The organism is Jeotgalibacillus terrae (assembly GCF_016908195.1).
Taxonomy (GTDB): domain Bacteria; phylum Bacillota; class Bacilli; order Bacillales; family Jeotgalibacillaceae; genus Jeotgalibacillus; species Jeotgalibacillus terrae.
In genome coordinates this window covers 191,837-208,242 of record NZ_JAFBDK010000006.1, presented here as the reverse complement: position 1 = coordinate 208,242, position 16,406 = coordinate 191,837, and the positions used below count along the sequence as shown (strand labels likewise).

Below are 16,406 nucleotides of genomic sequence, written 5' to 3'. Positions count from 1 at the left end.
AGGGAGGAGAGATAAAAACATGAGCTTTCTTAAGAAAAAAGGCATACATATATCTTTTAAGACTTATTTAATTGACGGCTTAAGTTTTATGGCGCTCGGCCTGTTTAGTTCTTTAATTATCGGGCTGATTATGCAGACTGCCGGTAATGAACTCGGGATCACATTTTTGACTGAAATGGGCGTTCTTGCGATGGGACTTGCAGGACCTGCAATCGGTGCTGCTGTTGCATACGGACTGAAAGCCCCGCCGCTTGTATTATTTGCAGGGGTCATTACAGGAGCCGCAGGATACGCACTTGGCGGACCTGCAGGCGCTTATGTGGCAGCTGTATTTTCAACCGAAATCGGGAAACTGGTCAGTCAGTCCACAAAGATTGATATCATTGTCACGCCTTTTGTTACGATTGCAGCAGGCTATGGGATATCAGCACTTGTAGGTCCTGAAATTCAATCTTTTATGCAGGCAACGGGAGATACAATTGGCTGGGCAACTGAACAGAGGCCATTTGTAATGGGCATGCTTGTAGCAGGATTAATGGGGCTTGCGCTGACTGCCCCGATCTCAAGTGCAGCCATTGCGCTGATGCTTGATCTTGACGGGCTTGCAGCAGGTGCAGCAGCTATTGGGTGCAGTGCACAGATGATCGGATTTGCAGTTGCAAGTTACCGTGATAATAAGCTTGGAGGTTCACTGGCTCAGGCAATCGGCACATCTATGCTGCAGGTTCCGAATATTGTAAGAAATCCGCTGATTCTGATTCCGCCGACAGTAGCTGGTGTTCTGCTTGCACCGCTTGGAACGGTGTGGCTGCAGATGGAGAACAATGCCTCAGGAGCCGGTATGGGTACGAGCGGTTTTGTCGGTCAGATTATGACATTTGATACGATGGGTTTTACGCTTAATGTACTCATAATGGTCGTAATGTTGCATTTCATTGGACCGGCAGTCATCAGCCTGTTACTATCTCATTATATGTTAAAAGCGGGAATGATTAAGCCCGGTCAAATGAGAATCGACACAGGAGGAGTTAAACATGAAAAAGCTTGAATCAATTGAACAGTTTAATGAAATGAAAAATAACGGAAAGCATATTTTTATGTTTTCAGCAGACTGGTGCCCGGATTGCCGGGTGATCGAACCGATTTTACCTGACGTGGAAAGTAAGTATCCTGATCACCAGTTTATTTACGTAGACCGTGATGAGTTTATTGATATTTGCGCTGATCTCAGCGTATTTGGTATTCCGAGCTTTGTGGCTTTCGAAAATGGGACAGAGACTGGCAGGTTTGTCAGCAAAGACCGCAAAACCCAGGAAGAAATTGAACAATTCATCGACGGATTAAAAGTTTCATAATGAATCAAACAGCCCGGATCCTAAAATGAAATGCTTTAGGACCGGGTTGTTTTCGTGTACAATGAAATGCGGAGAAAAAATAATCAATAGACTTTATCAAGATGCATATAGAATGATTAAATTTCTGCACAGCTGTGATTGTAAGTAGCAGCGAGCTCAGGCAGAACGAAATAATCAAACCTGACAAGGAGGGGTACCATGGCTGAAAAAATGGACTCAATAAAAATGAAAAAGATTTTGACAGAGAAGCTTGAAAGACAGGGGCGGAATATCCGCTATAATCGTGAAAAAGATCAGCTTCGCGTAGAAAATGCAGATACAAAAAAGGGTATTGAAGTTTCCCTTCCAAGCGTTGTCGGAAAGTGGAATGAAAAGAAGGATGAAGCAATTGAAGAAACTGTGTATTATATAAACGAAGCCCTTGCAGTAATGGGCACTGAAACCGTGGTTGAAGAGGCAGAGAAGCAGATTTTCCCTGTGATCCGTTCAACATCTTTCCCGGAGGAGTCATCTGAAGGGATTCCATTTATTTTCGACGAGCATACAGCGGAGACAAGGGTGTATTATGCAGTCGATCTCGGCAAGACGTACCGCATGATCGATCAGCAATTTTTAGAGAAGCAATCCTGGTCAAGAGAACAGGTAAAAGAAATTGCGATGTTCAACGTACGCTCGCTTGATACTGAGATGAAGAGAGATGAAGTGGCAGGTAATGTATTCTATTTCCTTAACTCAAACGACGGCTACGATGCAAGCAGAATTTTAAACGAAGCTTTTTTAAAGGAAATGTCTTCAAAAATGGAAGGTGAAATGACGATTGCTGTCCCGCATCAGGATGTCTTAATTATTGGGGATATGAGAAATGAAACGGGCTATGACGTTCTTGCACAGATGGCGATGTCATTTTTTGCAGCAGGCCATGTTCCGATCACTGCTCTCTCATTCCTTTATGAAGAAGGCGAACTTGAGCCGGTATTCATTCTTGGTAAAAATAAAAGTAAAGATGAAGGAGATTCAAAGAAATGAATGTATTTTACAATGAAAAAGGCGTTGGGGAAGTACTGATTATTAAATTAAAGGACACACCGCGTCACGACAAAGCTTTTGAAGAAAAAGGGCAGGTTGTCCAGATTACAAATACTGAAACAGGCGAAGTGACCGGATATAATATCTTTGGTCAGCCTTCTGAGGAATTCAGATCATCCGGACCGGTAGAAATGGATGATGAAAAGCTTGCAAAAGTGAATCAATTGATTCAGGAAAGCGGATTTGATCATCAGATCGCCGCTGACTTTTCACCGAAGTTTGTGATTGGTCACGTTGAAGAAATGGAAAAACACCCGAATGCTGACAAACTGAATGTCTGCCAGGTGAACGTAGGGGAAGAACGTCTTCAGATCGTCTGCGGAGCACCAAATGTTAATGCAGGTCAAAAGGTAGTAGTAGCAAAGGTTGGCGCTGTGATGCCTAGTGGAATGGTCATTAAAGATGCTGAGTTAAGAGGCGTTCCATCGAGCGGCATGATCTGCTCAGCGAAAGAACTTGGACTGCCGAATGCACCTGAGAAAAAAGGAATTTTAGTACTTGAAGATGGACAGGCAGGAGAGCCGTTCAGCCTGTAAGAGAAATCCGCTCTGTTTTTATGACAGAGCGGATTTTTTCCACATTGTCTATCCATTTGACCAATTTTGTTTAAACGGCATGAAAATAGGTTAAAACCTGCTAGAATGAATGAGAACATAATAGAAAGAGTGATGTAGATGAATTGGATTCAAAAACTCTTGTCTTTCGTTCAAAGGCAGGATGAAGAATATATAGAAGAAGATGCTCCGAAAATAAAATCGGGTGAAAGCAGAAAAGATCTGCAGACCAGGGTGTCCTATCAGTATCCTAAAGGTGAATTCAGATTTCCGCTTATCCCTGATGAATCAGCAGCTAAAAAAGAGCGGGGAGAAAAGAAGGAAAAAGCAAAGGAACCGGAAAAATCACGAATCATTGAAAAAAGTCCGCATGCCGGTCCATTTAAGCCGACAGATGTACCGTCTCCTGTCTATGGGTTCAGGGAAAGGCCAAAAGCTAAGCCAGTACATAACAGTGAGCCTGTTGAATATGAAATCTCTTCATTCACGGAATTAAAAAGAAAAATTGCCCGTGAAAAAGAAGAAAAAGAGTCAGAGAAAAAGCCGGCTGAAGTTGACCAGCTTCAAAAAGCCTCATATCAGCAAGTCCCTGAAGAAAATGAAAGTGACACAGCTTCTTTAGGCATAGAACCTGAGCTGCCTTTGCAGGAGGAGGAGACAAGCCCGGAAGTACCTGCCCATGAGGTAGAGGAGCCATCCCAGGAAGAAGACCTGGTAGAACCAATCAATCAGACACCTGAGCCTGATCACCTCGAACCAGTTGATACAGACAGCACACAAGTCACTGATAACGAGATCACTGAACCTGAAAGCCCCATTGAAGAACCGGCAGCTCAGGTGCAGGAGTCTAACAATCAGGAAGCATCTGAACATGTTCAAAAATCAGATGACACCAAGCCCCGCAACCGCGTGCCATTCAATGTGATGATGCTGAAGCAGGATAAGCGCAAAAGGGCAGAAGAACCATATAATAAAGCAGAGACTGAAGTCAAAGAAGAAAAGCCTGTTCATACTGAAACAGCAGCTGAACCTGTGGAAGCATTTCCGCATTTCATGAAACCATCTCTTGATCTACTGGCCCCGCCTGTATTTGCAGAGCCGGATCAGGACTGGCTGGATTATCAGGCGGAGCTGCTAAATGAAACACTGTTCCATTTTAATGTGAATGCAACAGTAAAAAATGTCACACAGGGTCCTTCTGTCACCAGATTTGAATTATTTCCCGATAAAGGGGTTAAAGTAAGTAAAATTACAAGTCTGACAGATGATATTAAGCTTGGACTCGCAGCGAGGGATATCAGAATGGAAGCACCGATTCCTGGGAAGATGGCAGTAGGAATTGAGATACCAAACCCACACAGCCGTCCGGTGGCCATTAAAGAAATTCTTGCTCATGAAGATTTTCAGAATTCAGAGGCAGAACTCCCTGTTGCACTCGGACTTGATATTGAAGGGAAGCCTGTTATTACAGATATCAGTAAAATGCCGCATGGATTAATAGCTGGTGCAACAGGATCAGGTAAGAGTGTATGTATCAATTCCATTTTGATCAGTCTGATGTATCATGCCTCCCCTGATGATGTGAAAATGCTGCTGATCGATCCTAAAGTTGTCGAACTCGCACCTTACAACCATATTCCACACCTGGTGAGCCCTGTTATTACGGACGTGAAAGCTGCAACTGCAGCGCTGAAATGGGCTGTTGAGGAAATGGAAAGACGCTATCAGCTGTTTGCACATGCCGGTGTAAGAGATATTAAACGGTATAATCATAAAGTAAAAAATGAAGGCAACTATTCACAAAAGCTTCCGTACCTTGTCGTTGTCATTGATGAGCTTGCAGATCTGATGATGATGGCACCTGCAGATGTAGAAGAAGCTATCTGCCGGATTGCCCAGAAAGCAAGAGCTTGCGGGATTCATCTGTTAATTGCAACGCAGCGTCCGTCTGTTGATGTCATTACAGGTTTAATTAAAGCGAATGTGCCGACGAGGATCGCATTCTCTGTCAGTTCACAGGTGGATTCGCGTACGATTATTGACAGCTCAGGGGCTGAGAGACTACTTGGTAGAGGCGATATGCTGTTCCTTGAAAACGGCGCTTCTAAACCTGTGAGACTACAGGGTACGTTCGTTTCTGATGATGAAATAGACGATGTGGCAGCGCACGTCAAAAACGAACGCAAAGCGTCATATCTGTTTGAGCAGGAAGAACTACTGGCAAAAGTGGAGTTTCAGGATGAAGAAGACGAATTACTGACAGAAGCATGTGAATTTGTTATTGCGCAGGGCGGAGCATCAACTTCACTGCTTCAGAGACAGTTCAGAATCGGCTATAACCGTGCTGCAAGACTCATCGATATGATGGAGAAAAACGGCTGGATTTCAGAGTCGAAAGGCAGTAAGCCGAGAGATGTCCTGATGGCGCAAGAAGACCTGATGGAGCTTACTGAAACAGCGAAACCCGGAAAATAAACTGTTTATTTGTTCACAATTTAAAACGTGTTATAATAACAAAATATGTGCCAGAATGAAAGATCATTATATACTGTCGAATGCGGTCAGCGCATAAGACTGTTGGAGGTTCAACCATGACAAGTTTTCACTTTGTAGGAATTAAAGGATCGGGCATGAGTCCCCTTGCTCAAATTCTTCACGATATGAATCATGAGGTACAAGGCTCAGATATTGAAAAACGCTTTTTCACTCAAAAGCCCTTAGAAGATAGAGGTATTGAGATTCTTCCTTTTAATAAAGAAAATATTAAGCCCGGTATGACTGTGATTGCAGGTAACGCTTTTCCTGATGACCATGAGGAAATTCAGGCTGCACACGACCAGGGAGTAGAATGTATCAGATATCATAAATTCCTCGGGGATTTTATGAATAATTATATTTCTGTCGGTGTATCCGGTGCCCACGGTAAAACATCAACAACCGGCCTGCTTGCACATGTGATGCAGGGGGCAGATCAGACATCTTATCTGATCGGAGACGGATCCGGAAAAGGGTTTGAAGACAGTAAGTATTTTGTTTTTGAAGCCTGCGAATACCGCAGACACTTCCTGTCTTACTCACCTGACTATATGATTATGACGAATATTGATTTTGATCATCCTGATTACTTTGCTGATATTGATGATGTATTTTCAGCGTTTCAGGAGATGGCAAAACAGGTTAATAAAGGAATTATTGCCTGTGGAGATGATGATCATCTACAGAGCCTGGTTGCCAATGTGCCGGTATTATTTTACGGATTCAATGAAGAGAATGACTTCCAGGCACGCAACGTGGAAACGTCTGCAGCGGGGACGGCATTTGATGTGTTTGTGAGAAATGAATATTATGCTTCATTTGAGATTCCGATGTATGGAGACCATACAATTCTGAATGCTTTATCAGTGATCGCGATCTGCCATTACGAAGGTATACAGACAGAAGTCGTGCAGGCACAGCTGAAAACATTCGGCGGCGTTAAACGCCGTTTCACAGAGAAGCATATCGGCAGCAGAACGCTGATTGATGATTATGCGCATCACCCGACAGAGATTATGGCAACGCTTGATTCTGCTTCAAAGAAATATCCTGACAGAGACATTATTGCAATTTTCCAGCCGCATACTTTTACAAGAACACAGACGTTTCTTGAAGAGTTTGCAGATTGCCTGAAAAAAGCAGACCATGTATACCTGTGTGAGATATTTGGTTCAGCACGTGAAAATCACGGTAAGCTTTCTATTACAGATCTGCAGAACAAAATTGATGGAGCTGAAATTCTGTCAGCTGAAGATCCTTCTCCTCTTGGAAAGCATGATGACGGTGTGTTTCTTTTCATGGGTGCAGGTGACGTACAGAAATTCCAGGAGTCATTTGAATCGTGGATCAATGAACATAAGTGATATGATAGAAGCCGGGAGACAACCTGGCTTCTTTTTTTATTCTGCATGAAGGAAATTCGGAAATCTGTGTAGAATAGGGGAAGGGAGCGTTTAGGTAAGACAGGGCAAGGGTAATACCAAATTATAAATAGAAGGGAGCTGAAAGCAATTATGGAAATGTTACTTTATATCAGTGCGCTGCTTGCAGCGGGAGGATTTTTAATTTTATGTATTAGTCTGGCGGTTACATTAACTGCTGTTAAGAAGACACTCAACAGCCTGGCGGACACCGTTGCAGCGCTACAGAAGCAGCTTGACGGAATTACGACTGAAACAACCGAACTATTACATAAGACGAATGGTCTGGCAGAAGACATCCAGGGCAAGTCAGCTAAGCTGAACTCTGTCGTAGATGCTGTAAAAGGTGTTGGCACTAACGTTCAGCAGCTGAACAATTCGATCGGAAAAATTACTCATTCAGTCACTCAATCTGCTGAACAGAATGAAGAAAAGATTGCACAGGTTGTGCAGTGGAGTAATGTGGCAATGGAGATTCGTAACAAATGGAAAACGCGTAAGAAAGAATACGCTTCGACATCGACTGAAAGATACCCTGAACCTCAGCGCGCATTACCACCGGTTGATGAAAATCAAAAATAAACCAATGCAGGAGGATCAGTTATGGAGAAAAATAATAATTCAAGAGATTTCGTACTTGGCGCACTAATTGGCAGTATTGCAGGAGCTGTAACGGCGCTGTTTCTGGCACCGAAATCCGGCGGGGAATTCCGTCAGGAGCTGAATACACAGGCTGGCAGGCTGAAAGACCGTTCATATGAGTGGAAAGATCAGGCTGTCACAAAAAGCTCTGAAATGGCAGCACTTGCAAAAGAGAAGTCAGCTGTTATTTCAAAAAATGTTCAGGATCAGTCAAGTGGCGTGATGGATAAAGTGAAGTCGTTGCGTTCAAAAGATAAACAGAGTGAGCAGGCTCCTCAGCTGGTAACAGCAAAGGACCCATCACTTCCAACTGTGCATCCTGTCGATCCATTAACACCACCAACATCTGAAGAGCCGCTTAGAACAAACAGGTAGTTTTTCAGGAACGGGAGTTGATCAATTTGGAAAAGATCTCAAGCGTAGAGCAGTTTAACGAGATACTGCAAAACGAAAAGGATTTCTTTATCTTAAAGCACAGTCTGACGTGCCCGATTTCTTCTGCGGCATATTCAGCCTGTCAGTCTTTTTCTGAAAATGAACATGTCAAAATGGTCTATGTGCCGATCCAGGAAACACGGGAAACGTCAAACCATATTGCAAAAGCATTTAATACGCGGCATGAATCACCTCAGGTATTTCATGTTAAAAACGGTGAGCCTGTCTGGAACACTTCACATTCGCGTATTACAGAACGTGCACTGAAAGAAGCAAATACAAAATAAAAAAAGCTGGCCCCCGGGCCGGCTTTTTTTAAGGATGAATAATAATCTTCAATGAATCTCCAGGCATAACAGGAGAGGACAAAGAACATTCTTCATCATTTCTTTTGATTTCAATCTTACTGGCAGCTCCGGGAGGTTTCCAGTCAACGTAATTGAATACGTCCTGAAAAATCATTCCTTCAGACTGCCGATACTTCACATTAATGCTGTCACCGTGCTGTAATCGCGCTTCATCTTCAAGCTTCTGATCGTCTCTCATGACTATAACCTGGTTCAAATCAATCTGAATCGGCTCATCATTAAAGTAAATTGTACTTTTACCACCAGGAAGATCAAGCTGTTTCTTTAAAGCAGATACAGTCCGCTCCGGGGCAGGCGGCAATGAAAGCTTATCATTGTGGCTGACAGTACGGTCCAGCTTACTCAGTGGGAAATTTTTTCCGTTATGAATATACGTCTGATCCCATTGAGGAAAATAAGTTACTTTTCCATCAATCGTCAGGAAGAAGGTCTTTCTGGATTCAGGAACAACAATGCCTGCTTTCATGAATGCTTCAGTAGCAGTTATTTTCTGCTCAATGACAATATCATCTCTATCCTGAACAAATGTTTCGGTGTCTCTTTCAGTGTTATTGACAAAAATCTTTCTTTTAAGCGTCTTTTGCTGGCCGTTTATATAAAGTACCATTGTCAGCGATTCTTCAAGTACGTCTTTGATCTGAATTATAGACTCAGCGCCGTCTTTACCTGCTTTGATGACGATATCATCCTGAGCCTGAATAGCTGTATCGAAGCTTCCCTGCTGCCCATTAATCAATATTTCAGGCGGCAGACCATGTGTACCGGGCAATGTGACTGTAGTCCCGTTGATACTGATCATCTTGGCAAGGCCCGGTTTACCATATAGTTTAGGGACACTCATTCCGGCAGCTAGTACAGCGTCACCAGCCGTCAGATCTCTGATTTCAAAAAGCCGTACGTCATGTCCGTTCACTTTTACCGGCATATAGTTAATTGGCATCTGATTTGCAGCGATTGCAATTCCAGCAGGTGTGACCAGTTCAGGTCCGATGACTGATTTGTGATTTAATTTAAGGCCCTGAATCGCTTCGATGCCTCTGACTGCTACCCGATTCGCCGGTAAACTCAGTCTTTCAGCAAGTTTTTCTGTTAAAAGCGGTGTCATACTCCCGCCTCCGACAAGCATGACTGCTTTAGGAGACTGGTTATGATTCAATGAAATAATTTCCCCGGAAATAGCAGAGGACAATTTATCAATTGCCGGCTGGATTGCCTGAATCACATTCTGTTTTTCAAGCTGTTGTGAAAAGCCGAGAATATCAGTGAATTCGACTTCCTCTCCTTCTCCGCTTAAGCTTCTCTTCAGCTTTTCAGCATCATTAAAATCCAGCAGGAAGCTGTCGCTGAGTGCTTCAGATATTTCATCACCGGCAACCGGTACCATACCGTATGCAGTGACAGTCCCTTCATTCGTTATCGCAATATCAGAAGTACCGGCTCCAATATCGACAAGTGCTACATTCAGCCTTCGCATGGACGGAGGAATGAGTACATTGATTGCAGCAATGGGTTCCAGTGTCAGGGCATTCATTTTAAGATCAGCTCTATGTAAGGAAGCTAAAAGGGATTCTACTACGACTCTTGGAAGGAAAGTAGCAATAATTTCAACCGCAGCAAGATCTCCCTGCTGATCTTCAAGACTTCCAATTTCCTGACCGTCAAGCAGGTACCTGACTACTGAATAACCTACACAGTGGTAGTGCTGGCTATCTTCACTTGCAGCAGCAGCTTCCTGGGCAGATTGGACAGCACTCAGTTCCATATGCAATATATCCTGCTTTGTCATTGACTGGTCTGCAGTGATTGTTTTCTGGAAGGAGGAACGCTGTGTTTTTAAGGCCCGCCCGGCAGCTGCAACCGAAACCTCATCCAATTGACCATGCTTGATCTCAAGCTCCTGTTTAATCTCAGAGATCAGTGAAGCGACAGCGGGGACATGGTGAATCTGTCCATCGAGCATTGCGCGCTCTTTATGTTCTTTCTGGATGTAATCGATCAGTTCATAGCCGGACTCACTGACAGTCATAATCAGTCCGACGATTGAACGGGTACCGATATCCAAAGCAAATAGTTTTTCCACTGAATCACACCTATCCTTTTTCGCTTTACCGCTTAAAAGCGTTTAATTAATAAAATATTTTTCGTGACTTTTTAAAAAACATGATTTATAATGATCTACAATTGATCAGCTAAAAGCTTTTCTCTATCAAAATGTAACACAATTCAGAAAGATGGAAAAGACAGTGAAGCAATCAATGGTATTTTCAAGAGAAAGGAATGTTTTGTTATGACGAATGTAGAATTAGACCAGCTTAGAAAAAAAGTAGATGAGATGAATCTTCAGCTGCTGGAATTGATTAATCAGCGCGCTGAGACAGTACAGGAAATTGGACGCGTAAAAGAAAAGCAGGGAATGAACCGCTTTGAGCCTGTCCGGGAGAGAGCGATGCTTGATCTGCTGAAGGAGCATAACAAAGGTCCATTTTTGAACTCTACCATTGAGCACCTTTTTAAAGAGATCTTTAAAGCAGGTCTTGAACTGCAGAAGGATGACCACCGTAAAGCACTTCTTGTATCAAGAAAGAAAAAATCTGAAGATACAGTTGTGACACTAAAAGGACAACAGATCGGAAACGGGTCACCTCAGTTCATCTTCGGCCCATGCGCTGTAGAGTCTTTCGAACAGGTTGATGCAGTGGCTGAACAGGTAAAAGCAAAAGGCCTTAAGCTGCTTCGCGGGGGTGCATACAAGCCGCGTACATCACCATATGACTTCCAGGGGCTTGGCCTTGAAGGACTGCAGATATTAAAGCAGGCTGCAGATAAGCATGATCTTGCTGTCATCAGTGAAATCGTTAATCCTGCACATATTGAAGAAGCAGCAGATTACATTGATGTCATTCAGATCGGCGCACGTAACATGCAGAACTTTGAACTGTTAAAAGCTGCAGGAGCATCTAAAAAGCCTGTCCTGTTAAAACGTGGACTTTCTGCGACAATTGATGAATTCATCAACGCAGCTGAATATATTATGGCTCAGGGTAACGATCAGATTATTCTTTGTGAGCGCGGAATTCGTACGTATGAAAAAGCAACAAGAAACACGCTTGATATCTCAGCAGTGCCAATTCTGAAACAGGAAACACACCTGCCTGTATTTGTTGATGTAACACACTCTACAGGACGCCGTGACCTGCTTCTTCCAACTGCTAAAGCAGCGCTTGCTGTTGGTGCAGACGGCGTAATGGCTGAAGTACATCCTGACCCGGCAGTTGCACTGTCAGATTCTGCCCAGCAGATGAACTTCGAACAGTTTGACAGCTTCTGGAATGCAATCCAGGAATACCTGGGTGTACATGCTAAATAATTGAACAAAATCTGAAGCTTTTTCATAAAGCTTCAGATTTTTTTTGATTTTGTTGAAAGCGCCTTTATAGTAGCGTATGATTGTTAAATTGAGCAATATGGGGTTAATCCTTCGTTTAAAGGGCTTTTTCGTGTAAAATGAAAATAAATGAAAATGGTTTAAAGGAGTGCTGTCAATGAATATAACAATTTATGATGTAGCACGTGAAGCAAATGTCTCAATGGCTACTGTCTCACGTGTCGTGAATGGAAATCCAAATGTGAAACCTGCAACAAGAAAAAAGGTACTTGAAGTAATTGAACGGCTCGGTTACCGTCCAAATGCCGTAGCACGCGGACTTGCAAGCAAAAAAACTACAACAGTCGGAGTTATTATTCCTGATATCTCGAATATCTTCTTTGCAGAACTTGCTAGAGGAATTGAAGATATCGCAACGATGTACAAATACAATATTATTCTGAGTAACTCAGATCAGAATGAAGAAAAAGAGCTTCATCTGTTAAATACAATGCTTGGCAAGCAGGTAGACGGAATCGTCTTCATGGGTGGACGTATTACTGAAGAACATGTAGCAGAATTCCAGCGTTCTCCTGTGCCAATCGTGATTGCAGGTTCAGTAGAGGAGACGAATCAGACGCCGTCAGTGAACATTGACTACTATCAGGCTTCTATTGATGCAGTCACATCCCTGATTGAAAAAGGCCACAAGGATATCGGTTTTGTAAGCGGGCCATTCCACGATACGATCAACCGTTCAATGAAGCTTGAAGGGTATAAGGCTGCGCTTGAGAACAAAGGACTTACGTACAACGAAGACTTCGTTTTTGAAGGGGACTATACGTATGACAGCGGTCTTGATGCATGGGCAAAACTGCGTGAACTTGATCAAAAGCCGTCTGCTATTTTTGTCGGTAATGATGAAATGGCTCTTGGTGTCGTTCACGGTGCACAAGATGAAGGTTTAAACATTCCCGAAGATGTTGAAGTCATCAGTTTTGATAATACAAAGCTTGCTTTAATGGTACGCCCTCAGCTGACATCCGTTGTGCAGCCTCTTTATGATATTGGTGCTGTTGCCATGCGTCTGCTGACAAAACTGATGAATCAGGAAAAGATTGAGGATCAGACAGTAGTATTGCCTCACCGTATTGAAGAAAGACAATCAACTAAATAATCTTATGCAGGCGGTATTAAATACCCCCTCTTAAATGCCGATAAAAAAGATAGAAATAGTAAAGCTGGTCAGGCGTGTCCTGACTGGCTTTTATTACAAATAACGGGGAGTCAGATCAATGAGACGTTTTGATGCTTTAACACCTGCAGGGGTTATCGCAGGGATTATTTTGATTGCCGCTGCAATTGTCTGGAATAGCGGCACTGAAGGATTTTCATTTTTCTTTCACCTGCCATCGCTGTTAATTGTTCTTGGCGGGGTCATCGCTGCTTTGACAGTGACATTTCCAATTACTGAACTGAAAAGAATATTTACTGTAACGCTGCAGGCATTTAAACACCAGCCTGCAGATATGAAAGAGATTGTCAGCCTGTTCATTAAACTCTCTGAGATCGCCAGACGTGAAGGATTACTCTCACTCGAAAGAGAACTTGAAAAGATCAGCGATCCATTTATGAAAAAAGGTGTGTACCTGGCGATTGACGGCGTTGAAAGTGATACGATCACAGATATCCTTCAGGCAGAGATTCAGTCGCTTGAAGAGCGCCATAAGCGCAATAGACGCATGATTGAAAAGGCAGGGGACTATGCACCTGCATGGGGCATGCTTGGTACATTAATCGGGCTCGTGCTGATGCTTCAGGAATTGAACGATCCTGCAGCGATCGGACCGAATATGGCGATTGCTCTTTTAACAACTTTTTATGGGGTGTTGCTTGCCAATCTATTATTTAATCCGATTGCGAGTAAGCTGGCTCAAAAAACAGAGCGTGAAATTTTCGTGAAGCAGGCGATGATCGATGGTGTGATTGGTGTTCACCACGGTCAAAACCCGAGGGTGCTTGAAGAACAGCTTTCTGTCTATCTATCAGAAAATGACCGTCTGATCCCTCAGGTGAAAGAGGAGAAATCAGATGGCCAGGCGTAGAAGGTTTATTTCAGTCACCCAGTCTGAAAACAGTGCCCCGAAATGGATGATTACATTTGCAGATTTTATGATGCTGATTCTGGTCTTTTTTATCTTATTATTTTCAATTTCACAGGTGGATACTGCAAAATTTGATTCTATCTCCCAGGCGTTCAGAAACCAGGGTGTTCTCGATGGGTCAGACACTGTTATTCCTTTTGATGAAGAGTGGCTGGAAGAAGAGATCAGGGAAGATCAGGAGCTTCAGGAACTGTACGGAGAGATTGAATCATTTCTTGAAGAAAATAACCTCACTGATCAGGTGACGGCTTCAGAAACTGACAGAGGCGTTGTCATTACACTTCAGGAGCAGGTGCTCTTTGATTCAGGCGAAGCAGAGCTGCTGCCTGCAGCAGAACCGGTTCTGCAAATGGTCGGTGATCTGCTTGAAGACATTCCGAACTTTGTAAGAATAGAAGGTCATACGGATAACAGGCCGATTCAGACTGCTGTGTATCCTTCCAACTGGGAATTATCAGCTGCGAGAGCGAGCAGTGTCGTACGCTATCTTGGAGAAAGATATGATATCAGTCCAGAGCGGTTTGCTGCAGTAGGGTATGGTGATACGCAGCCTGTAGCTGAAAATGACGGCCCGGCTGGCTGGGCGATGAACAGAAGAGTGGAAGTTGTTATTTTGAATCAGTATATTGATGAAGGTGGAACGCAGTAAAACCAGGGGATTATCCCTGGTTTTTTGATTTAAGTAATTGGTATAAAGCCTTTTCAATTGTCTGTGCATTTTTTTCAGTAATTTCTTTTTTACGCGGAATCGGTTTGTAAATACCTGAGGGATCCTGCCAAGTTTTAATCAACGGGACAGGAGATTCAGGCTGCCATTTTTCAAGCCATTCTTCAGGTAATTCTGCAGAATCAGGATAGCGGCCGGTCATTTCCATCCAGATACGCGACCATGCTCTCGGAACAACGCGCCAGATATCATATCCGCCCCCGCCTACTGCAATCCATCTGCCATCACAATATTCATGCGCCAGCTCATGGGCAAGCTTTGGAATCTCCTCATAAATTTTCATTGTAGAAGACAAATGTGTCAGCGGATCAAGACAATGGGCATCCGCACCATTCTGCGTAATAATCACATCCGGCCTGAAAAACTCCACTACTTCCCTGAATGACCGTCTGTAAGCTTCCAGGAATGAGTCGTCTTCTGTAAAGGCGTCAAGCGGTATATTAAAAGAGTATCCATATCCTTTTCCATGTCCGCGTTCATTGACAGCGCCGGTTCCGGGAAACAGATACCGGCCTGTCTCATGAAGGGAAAGCGTGCAGGAGGTCGGATCATCGTAAAATGACCACTGGACGCCGTCACCGTGGTGCGCGTCAGTATCAACATATAGTACCCGTGCGTTAAATTTTTCCTGCATATAACGGATTGCCACTGAACTGTCATTGTATATGCAAAAACCTGATGCTTTTCCTCTAAAGCCATGATGCAGGCCTCCGCCAAGGTTTACAGCGTGCTGCGCTTTACCTTTCATGACATAATCCACAGCAGTGAGGGTACCTCCAACTAGTCGGGCACTTGCTTCATGCATATCCTTAAAAATGGGTGTGTCTTCTGTTCCCAGTCCGAAATTTTCGGCTTTATCTCGTGATAATTCTCCCTTACCGGCCAGTTTAACTGCAGATATGTATGAAGAATCATGAATCAGATTCAATTCTTCATCAGATGCGACCCGGGGAGGTATAATGTCCGAATCAGAGATGACACCTGAAAACTTCAATAAATCCAGCGTCAGCTGCAGTCTCTTCTGATTAAATGGATGATCATTTGAAAAACGATAGTTTAATAATTCATCAGAATAAATAAAGACTGCATCTTTTTCTACAGCGGTGAACTTGGAAGATTTGGCCATAATACATCATGCCCTTCTGCGCGCAGATCTTCAATGACGGACATTGGATTCATTGTTTGTACGCGGAATACTAGTACTTTATAATTTTCATCGTGCCGGTCAGGATAGACGAGGACAGAGTGAATATTTGAATGATTTTTCCTGATAATACCGGCCACTTCGTAAAGCATACCCTGTTTATTAGGCACTTTCACTTCAATTTGGGATCCAGGCTGAGTTGCGCCTGTTAATTGAACCAGCGTATGAAGCAGATCTGTTTCTGTGATCATACCAATCAATTTGTCATCACTGACAATGGGCAGACAGCCGATTTTTTCTTCCATAAAAAGAACAGCAACTTCTTCAACAAAGTCGAGTGGGTGTCCGGTAATAACCGGTGTTTTCATAATATCAAGCAGCTTTGTTTCATACAGATCTTTGTTTTCATTCGTCTGAAAAGGAGACGGAGAGAATTCTTTTATATTTCTATCCGTAATGATTCCGACCACTTTTCCGGTCACATCAGTAACCGGGAGATGGCGGACCTTTTTATTATTCATTAATTCAATCGCTTCTGCGAGCGTGGAATCCGGCGCAAGTGTATGTACGTCGCGCACCATCATATCTTCAATGATCACAAGACATCCCT

Annotated in this window: 16 protein-coding genes; 13 read left to right on the top strand and 3 right to left on the bottom strand. The window is 43.3% G+C overall.

Annotation, left to right across the window (positions count from 1 at the left end; translation table 11 throughout):
- Window positions 1-19 precede the first annotated feature (19 nt).
- From JOD21_RS08145 to ytxJ, 9 genes are all read left to right on the top strand, one after another.
- Complete coding sequence (locus JOD21_RS08145; RefSeq protein ID WP_204729122.1) at window positions 20-1,048, top strand: PTS sugar transporter subunit IIC; 1,029 nt, start codon at window positions 20-22, stop codon at window positions 1,046-1,048.
- Window positions 1,035-1,355, top strand: coding sequence for a thioredoxin family protein (locus tag JOD21_RS08140; RefSeq protein ID WP_204729121.1), 321 nt, complete (start codon window positions 1,035-1,037; stop codon window positions 1,353-1,355). Before JOD21_RS08145 ends, JOD21_RS08140 begins: the two co-directional genes overlap by 14 nt.
- 210 nt (window positions 1,356-1,565) lie before the next feature.
- Entirely contained in the window at window positions 1,566-2,381 is an 816-nt protein-coding gene (locus JOD21_RS08135) for a DUF1444 domain-containing protein (RefSeq protein ID WP_204729166.1), read from the top strand.
- Window positions 2,378-2,977 (top strand): YtpR family tRNA-binding protein, encoded by a 600-nt coding sequence (ytpR, locus tag JOD21_RS08130; RefSeq protein ID WP_204729120.1) that lies wholly within the window; start codon window positions 2,378-2,380, stop codon window positions 2,975-2,977. Before JOD21_RS08135 ends, ytpR begins: the two co-directional genes overlap by 4 nt.
- Window positions 2,978-3,115: 138 nt before the next feature.
- Entirely contained in the window at window positions 3,116-5,470 is a 2,355-nt protein-coding gene (locus tag JOD21_RS08125) for a DNA translocase FtsK (RefSeq protein ID WP_204729119.1), read from the top strand.
- Window positions 5,471-5,586: 116 nt separating this feature from the next.
- Window positions 5,587-6,894, top strand: coding sequence for a UDP-N-acetylmuramate--L-alanine ligase (gene murC / locus JOD21_RS08120; protein WP_204729118.1), 1,308 nt, complete (start codon window positions 5,587-5,589; stop codon window positions 6,892-6,894).
- A gap of 150 nt (window positions 6,895-7,044) precedes the next feature.
- Window positions 7,045-7,533, top strand: a complete 489-nt coding sequence (locus JOD21_RS08115; protein WP_204729117.1) for a DUF948 domain-containing protein — start codon at window positions 7,045-7,047, stop codon at window positions 7,531-7,533.
- Window positions 7,534-7,554: 21 nt separating this feature from the next.
- Window positions 7,555-7,968, top strand: coding sequence for a YtxH domain-containing protein (locus JOD21_RS08110; RefSeq protein WP_204729116.1), 414 nt, complete (start codon window positions 7,555-7,557; stop codon window positions 7,966-7,968).
- Window positions 7,969-7,994: 26 nt separating this feature from the next.
- Window positions 7,995-8,315, top strand: a complete 321-nt coding sequence (gene ytxJ, locus JOD21_RS08105) for a bacillithiol system redox-active protein YtxJ (protein ID WP_204729115.1) — start codon at window positions 7,995-7,997, stop codon at window positions 8,313-8,315.
- Between the two features lie 28 nt (window positions 8,316-8,343).
- Here ytxJ and JOD21_RS08100 read toward each other — a convergent pair whose 3' ends face one another.
- Window positions 8,344-10,476, bottom strand: a complete 2,133-nt coding sequence (locus JOD21_RS08100; RefSeq protein WP_338032888.1) for a cell division FtsA domain-containing protein — start codon at window positions 10,474-10,476, stop codon at window positions 8,344-8,346.
- Window positions 10,477-10,683: 207 nt separating this feature from the next.
- Here JOD21_RS08100 and JOD21_RS08095 point away from each other — a divergent pair, with 207 nt between their 5' ends.
- From JOD21_RS08095 to JOD21_RS08080, 4 genes are all read left to right on the top strand, one after another.
- The gene (locus JOD21_RS08095) at window positions 10,684-11,763 is read left to right on the top strand and encodes a bifunctional 3-deoxy-7-phosphoheptulonate synthase/chorismate mutase (protein WP_204729114.1); all 1,080 of its coding nucleotides are present in this window, start codon (window positions 10,684-10,686) and stop codon (window positions 11,761-11,763) included.
- Window positions 11,764-11,938: 175 nt separating this feature from the next.
- Window positions 11,939-12,937 carry a catabolite control protein A gene (gene ccpA, locus JOD21_RS08090; protein ID WP_204729113.1) on the top strand — a complete coding sequence of 333 codons (999 nt, stop codon included), beginning with the start codon at window positions 11,939-11,941 and terminating at the stop codon, window positions 12,935-12,937.
- A gap of 118 nt (window positions 12,938-13,055) precedes the next feature.
- Window positions 13,056-13,865, top strand: coding sequence for a MotA/TolQ/ExbB proton channel family protein (locus JOD21_RS08085; protein ID WP_204729112.1), 810 nt, complete (start codon window positions 13,056-13,058; stop codon window positions 13,863-13,865).
- Window positions 13,852-14,574: an OmpA family protein gene (locus JOD21_RS08080; RefSeq protein WP_204729111.1), complete on the top strand. Its 723-nt coding sequence runs from the start codon at window positions 13,852-13,854 to the stop codon at window positions 14,572-14,574. The genes JOD21_RS08085 and JOD21_RS08080 overlap by 14 nt, the downstream gene beginning before the upstream one ends.
- A gap of 10 nt (window positions 14,575-14,584) precedes the next feature.
- On the opposite strand, the gene JOD21_RS08075 is transcribed toward JOD21_RS08080, so the two are convergent.
- Window positions 14,585-15,778: an acetoin utilization protein AcuC gene (locus JOD21_RS08075; RefSeq protein ID WP_204729110.1), complete on the bottom strand. Its 1,194-nt coding sequence runs from the start codon at window positions 15,776-15,778 to the stop codon at window positions 14,585-14,587.
- Window positions 15,748-16,395, bottom strand: coding sequence for a CBS domain-containing protein (locus JOD21_RS08070; RefSeq protein WP_204729109.1), 648 nt, complete (start codon window positions 16,393-16,395; stop codon window positions 15,748-15,750). Before JOD21_RS08070 ends, JOD21_RS08075 begins: the two co-directional genes overlap by 31 nt.
- Window positions 16,396-16,406 lie beyond the last annotated feature (11 nt).

Bases quoted from the DNA above. Each gene is read 5' to 3' on its own strand.
- JOD21_RS08115 (WP_204729117.1), top strand. From the start codon at position 7,045: ATGGAAATGTTACTTTATATCAGTGCGCTGCTTGCAGCGGGAGGATTT.
- ytpR (WP_204729120.1), top strand. From the start codon at position 2,378: ATGAATGTATTTTACAATGAAAAAGGCGTTGGGGAAGTACTGATTATT.
- JOD21_RS08085 (WP_204729112.1), top strand. From the start codon at position 13,056: ATGAGACGTTTTGATGCTTTAACACCTGCAGGGGTTATCGCAGGGATT.
- JOD21_RS08075 (WP_204729110.1), bottom strand. From the start codon at position 15,778: ATGGCCAAATCTTCCAAGTTCACCGCTGTAGAAAAAGATGCAGTCTTT.
- ccpA (WP_204729113.1), top strand. From the start codon at position 11,939: ATGAATATAACAATTTATGATGTAGCACGTGAAGCAAATGTCTCAATG.
- murC (WP_204729118.1), top strand. From the start codon at position 5,587: ATGACAAGTTTTCACTTTGTAGGAATTAAAGGATCGGGCATGAGTCCC.
- JOD21_RS08080 (WP_204729111.1), top strand. From the start codon at position 13,852: ATGGCCAGGCGTAGAAGGTTTATTTCAGTCACCCAGTCTGAAAACAGT.
- JOD21_RS08140 (WP_204729121.1), top strand. From the start codon at position 1,035: ATGAAAAAGCTTGAATCAATTGAACAGTTTAATGAAATGAAAAATAAC.
- JOD21_RS08135 (WP_204729166.1), top strand. From the start codon at position 1,566: ATGGACTCAATAAAAATGAAAAAGATTTTGACAGAGAAGCTTGAAAGA.
- JOD21_RS08145 (WP_204729122.1), top strand. From the start codon at position 20: ATGAGCTTTCTTAAGAAAAAAGGCATACATATATCTTTTAAGACTTAT.
- JOD21_RS08095 (WP_204729114.1), top strand. From the start codon at position 10,684: ATGACGAATGTAGAATTAGACCAGCTTAGAAAAAAAGTAGATGAGATG.
- JOD21_RS08110 (WP_204729116.1), top strand. From the start codon at position 7,555: ATGGAGAAAAATAATAATTCAAGAGATTTCGTACTTGGCGCACTAATT.
- JOD21_RS08125 (WP_204729119.1), top strand. From the start codon at position 3,116: ATGAATTGGATTCAAAAACTCTTGTCTTTCGTTCAAAGGCAGGATGAA.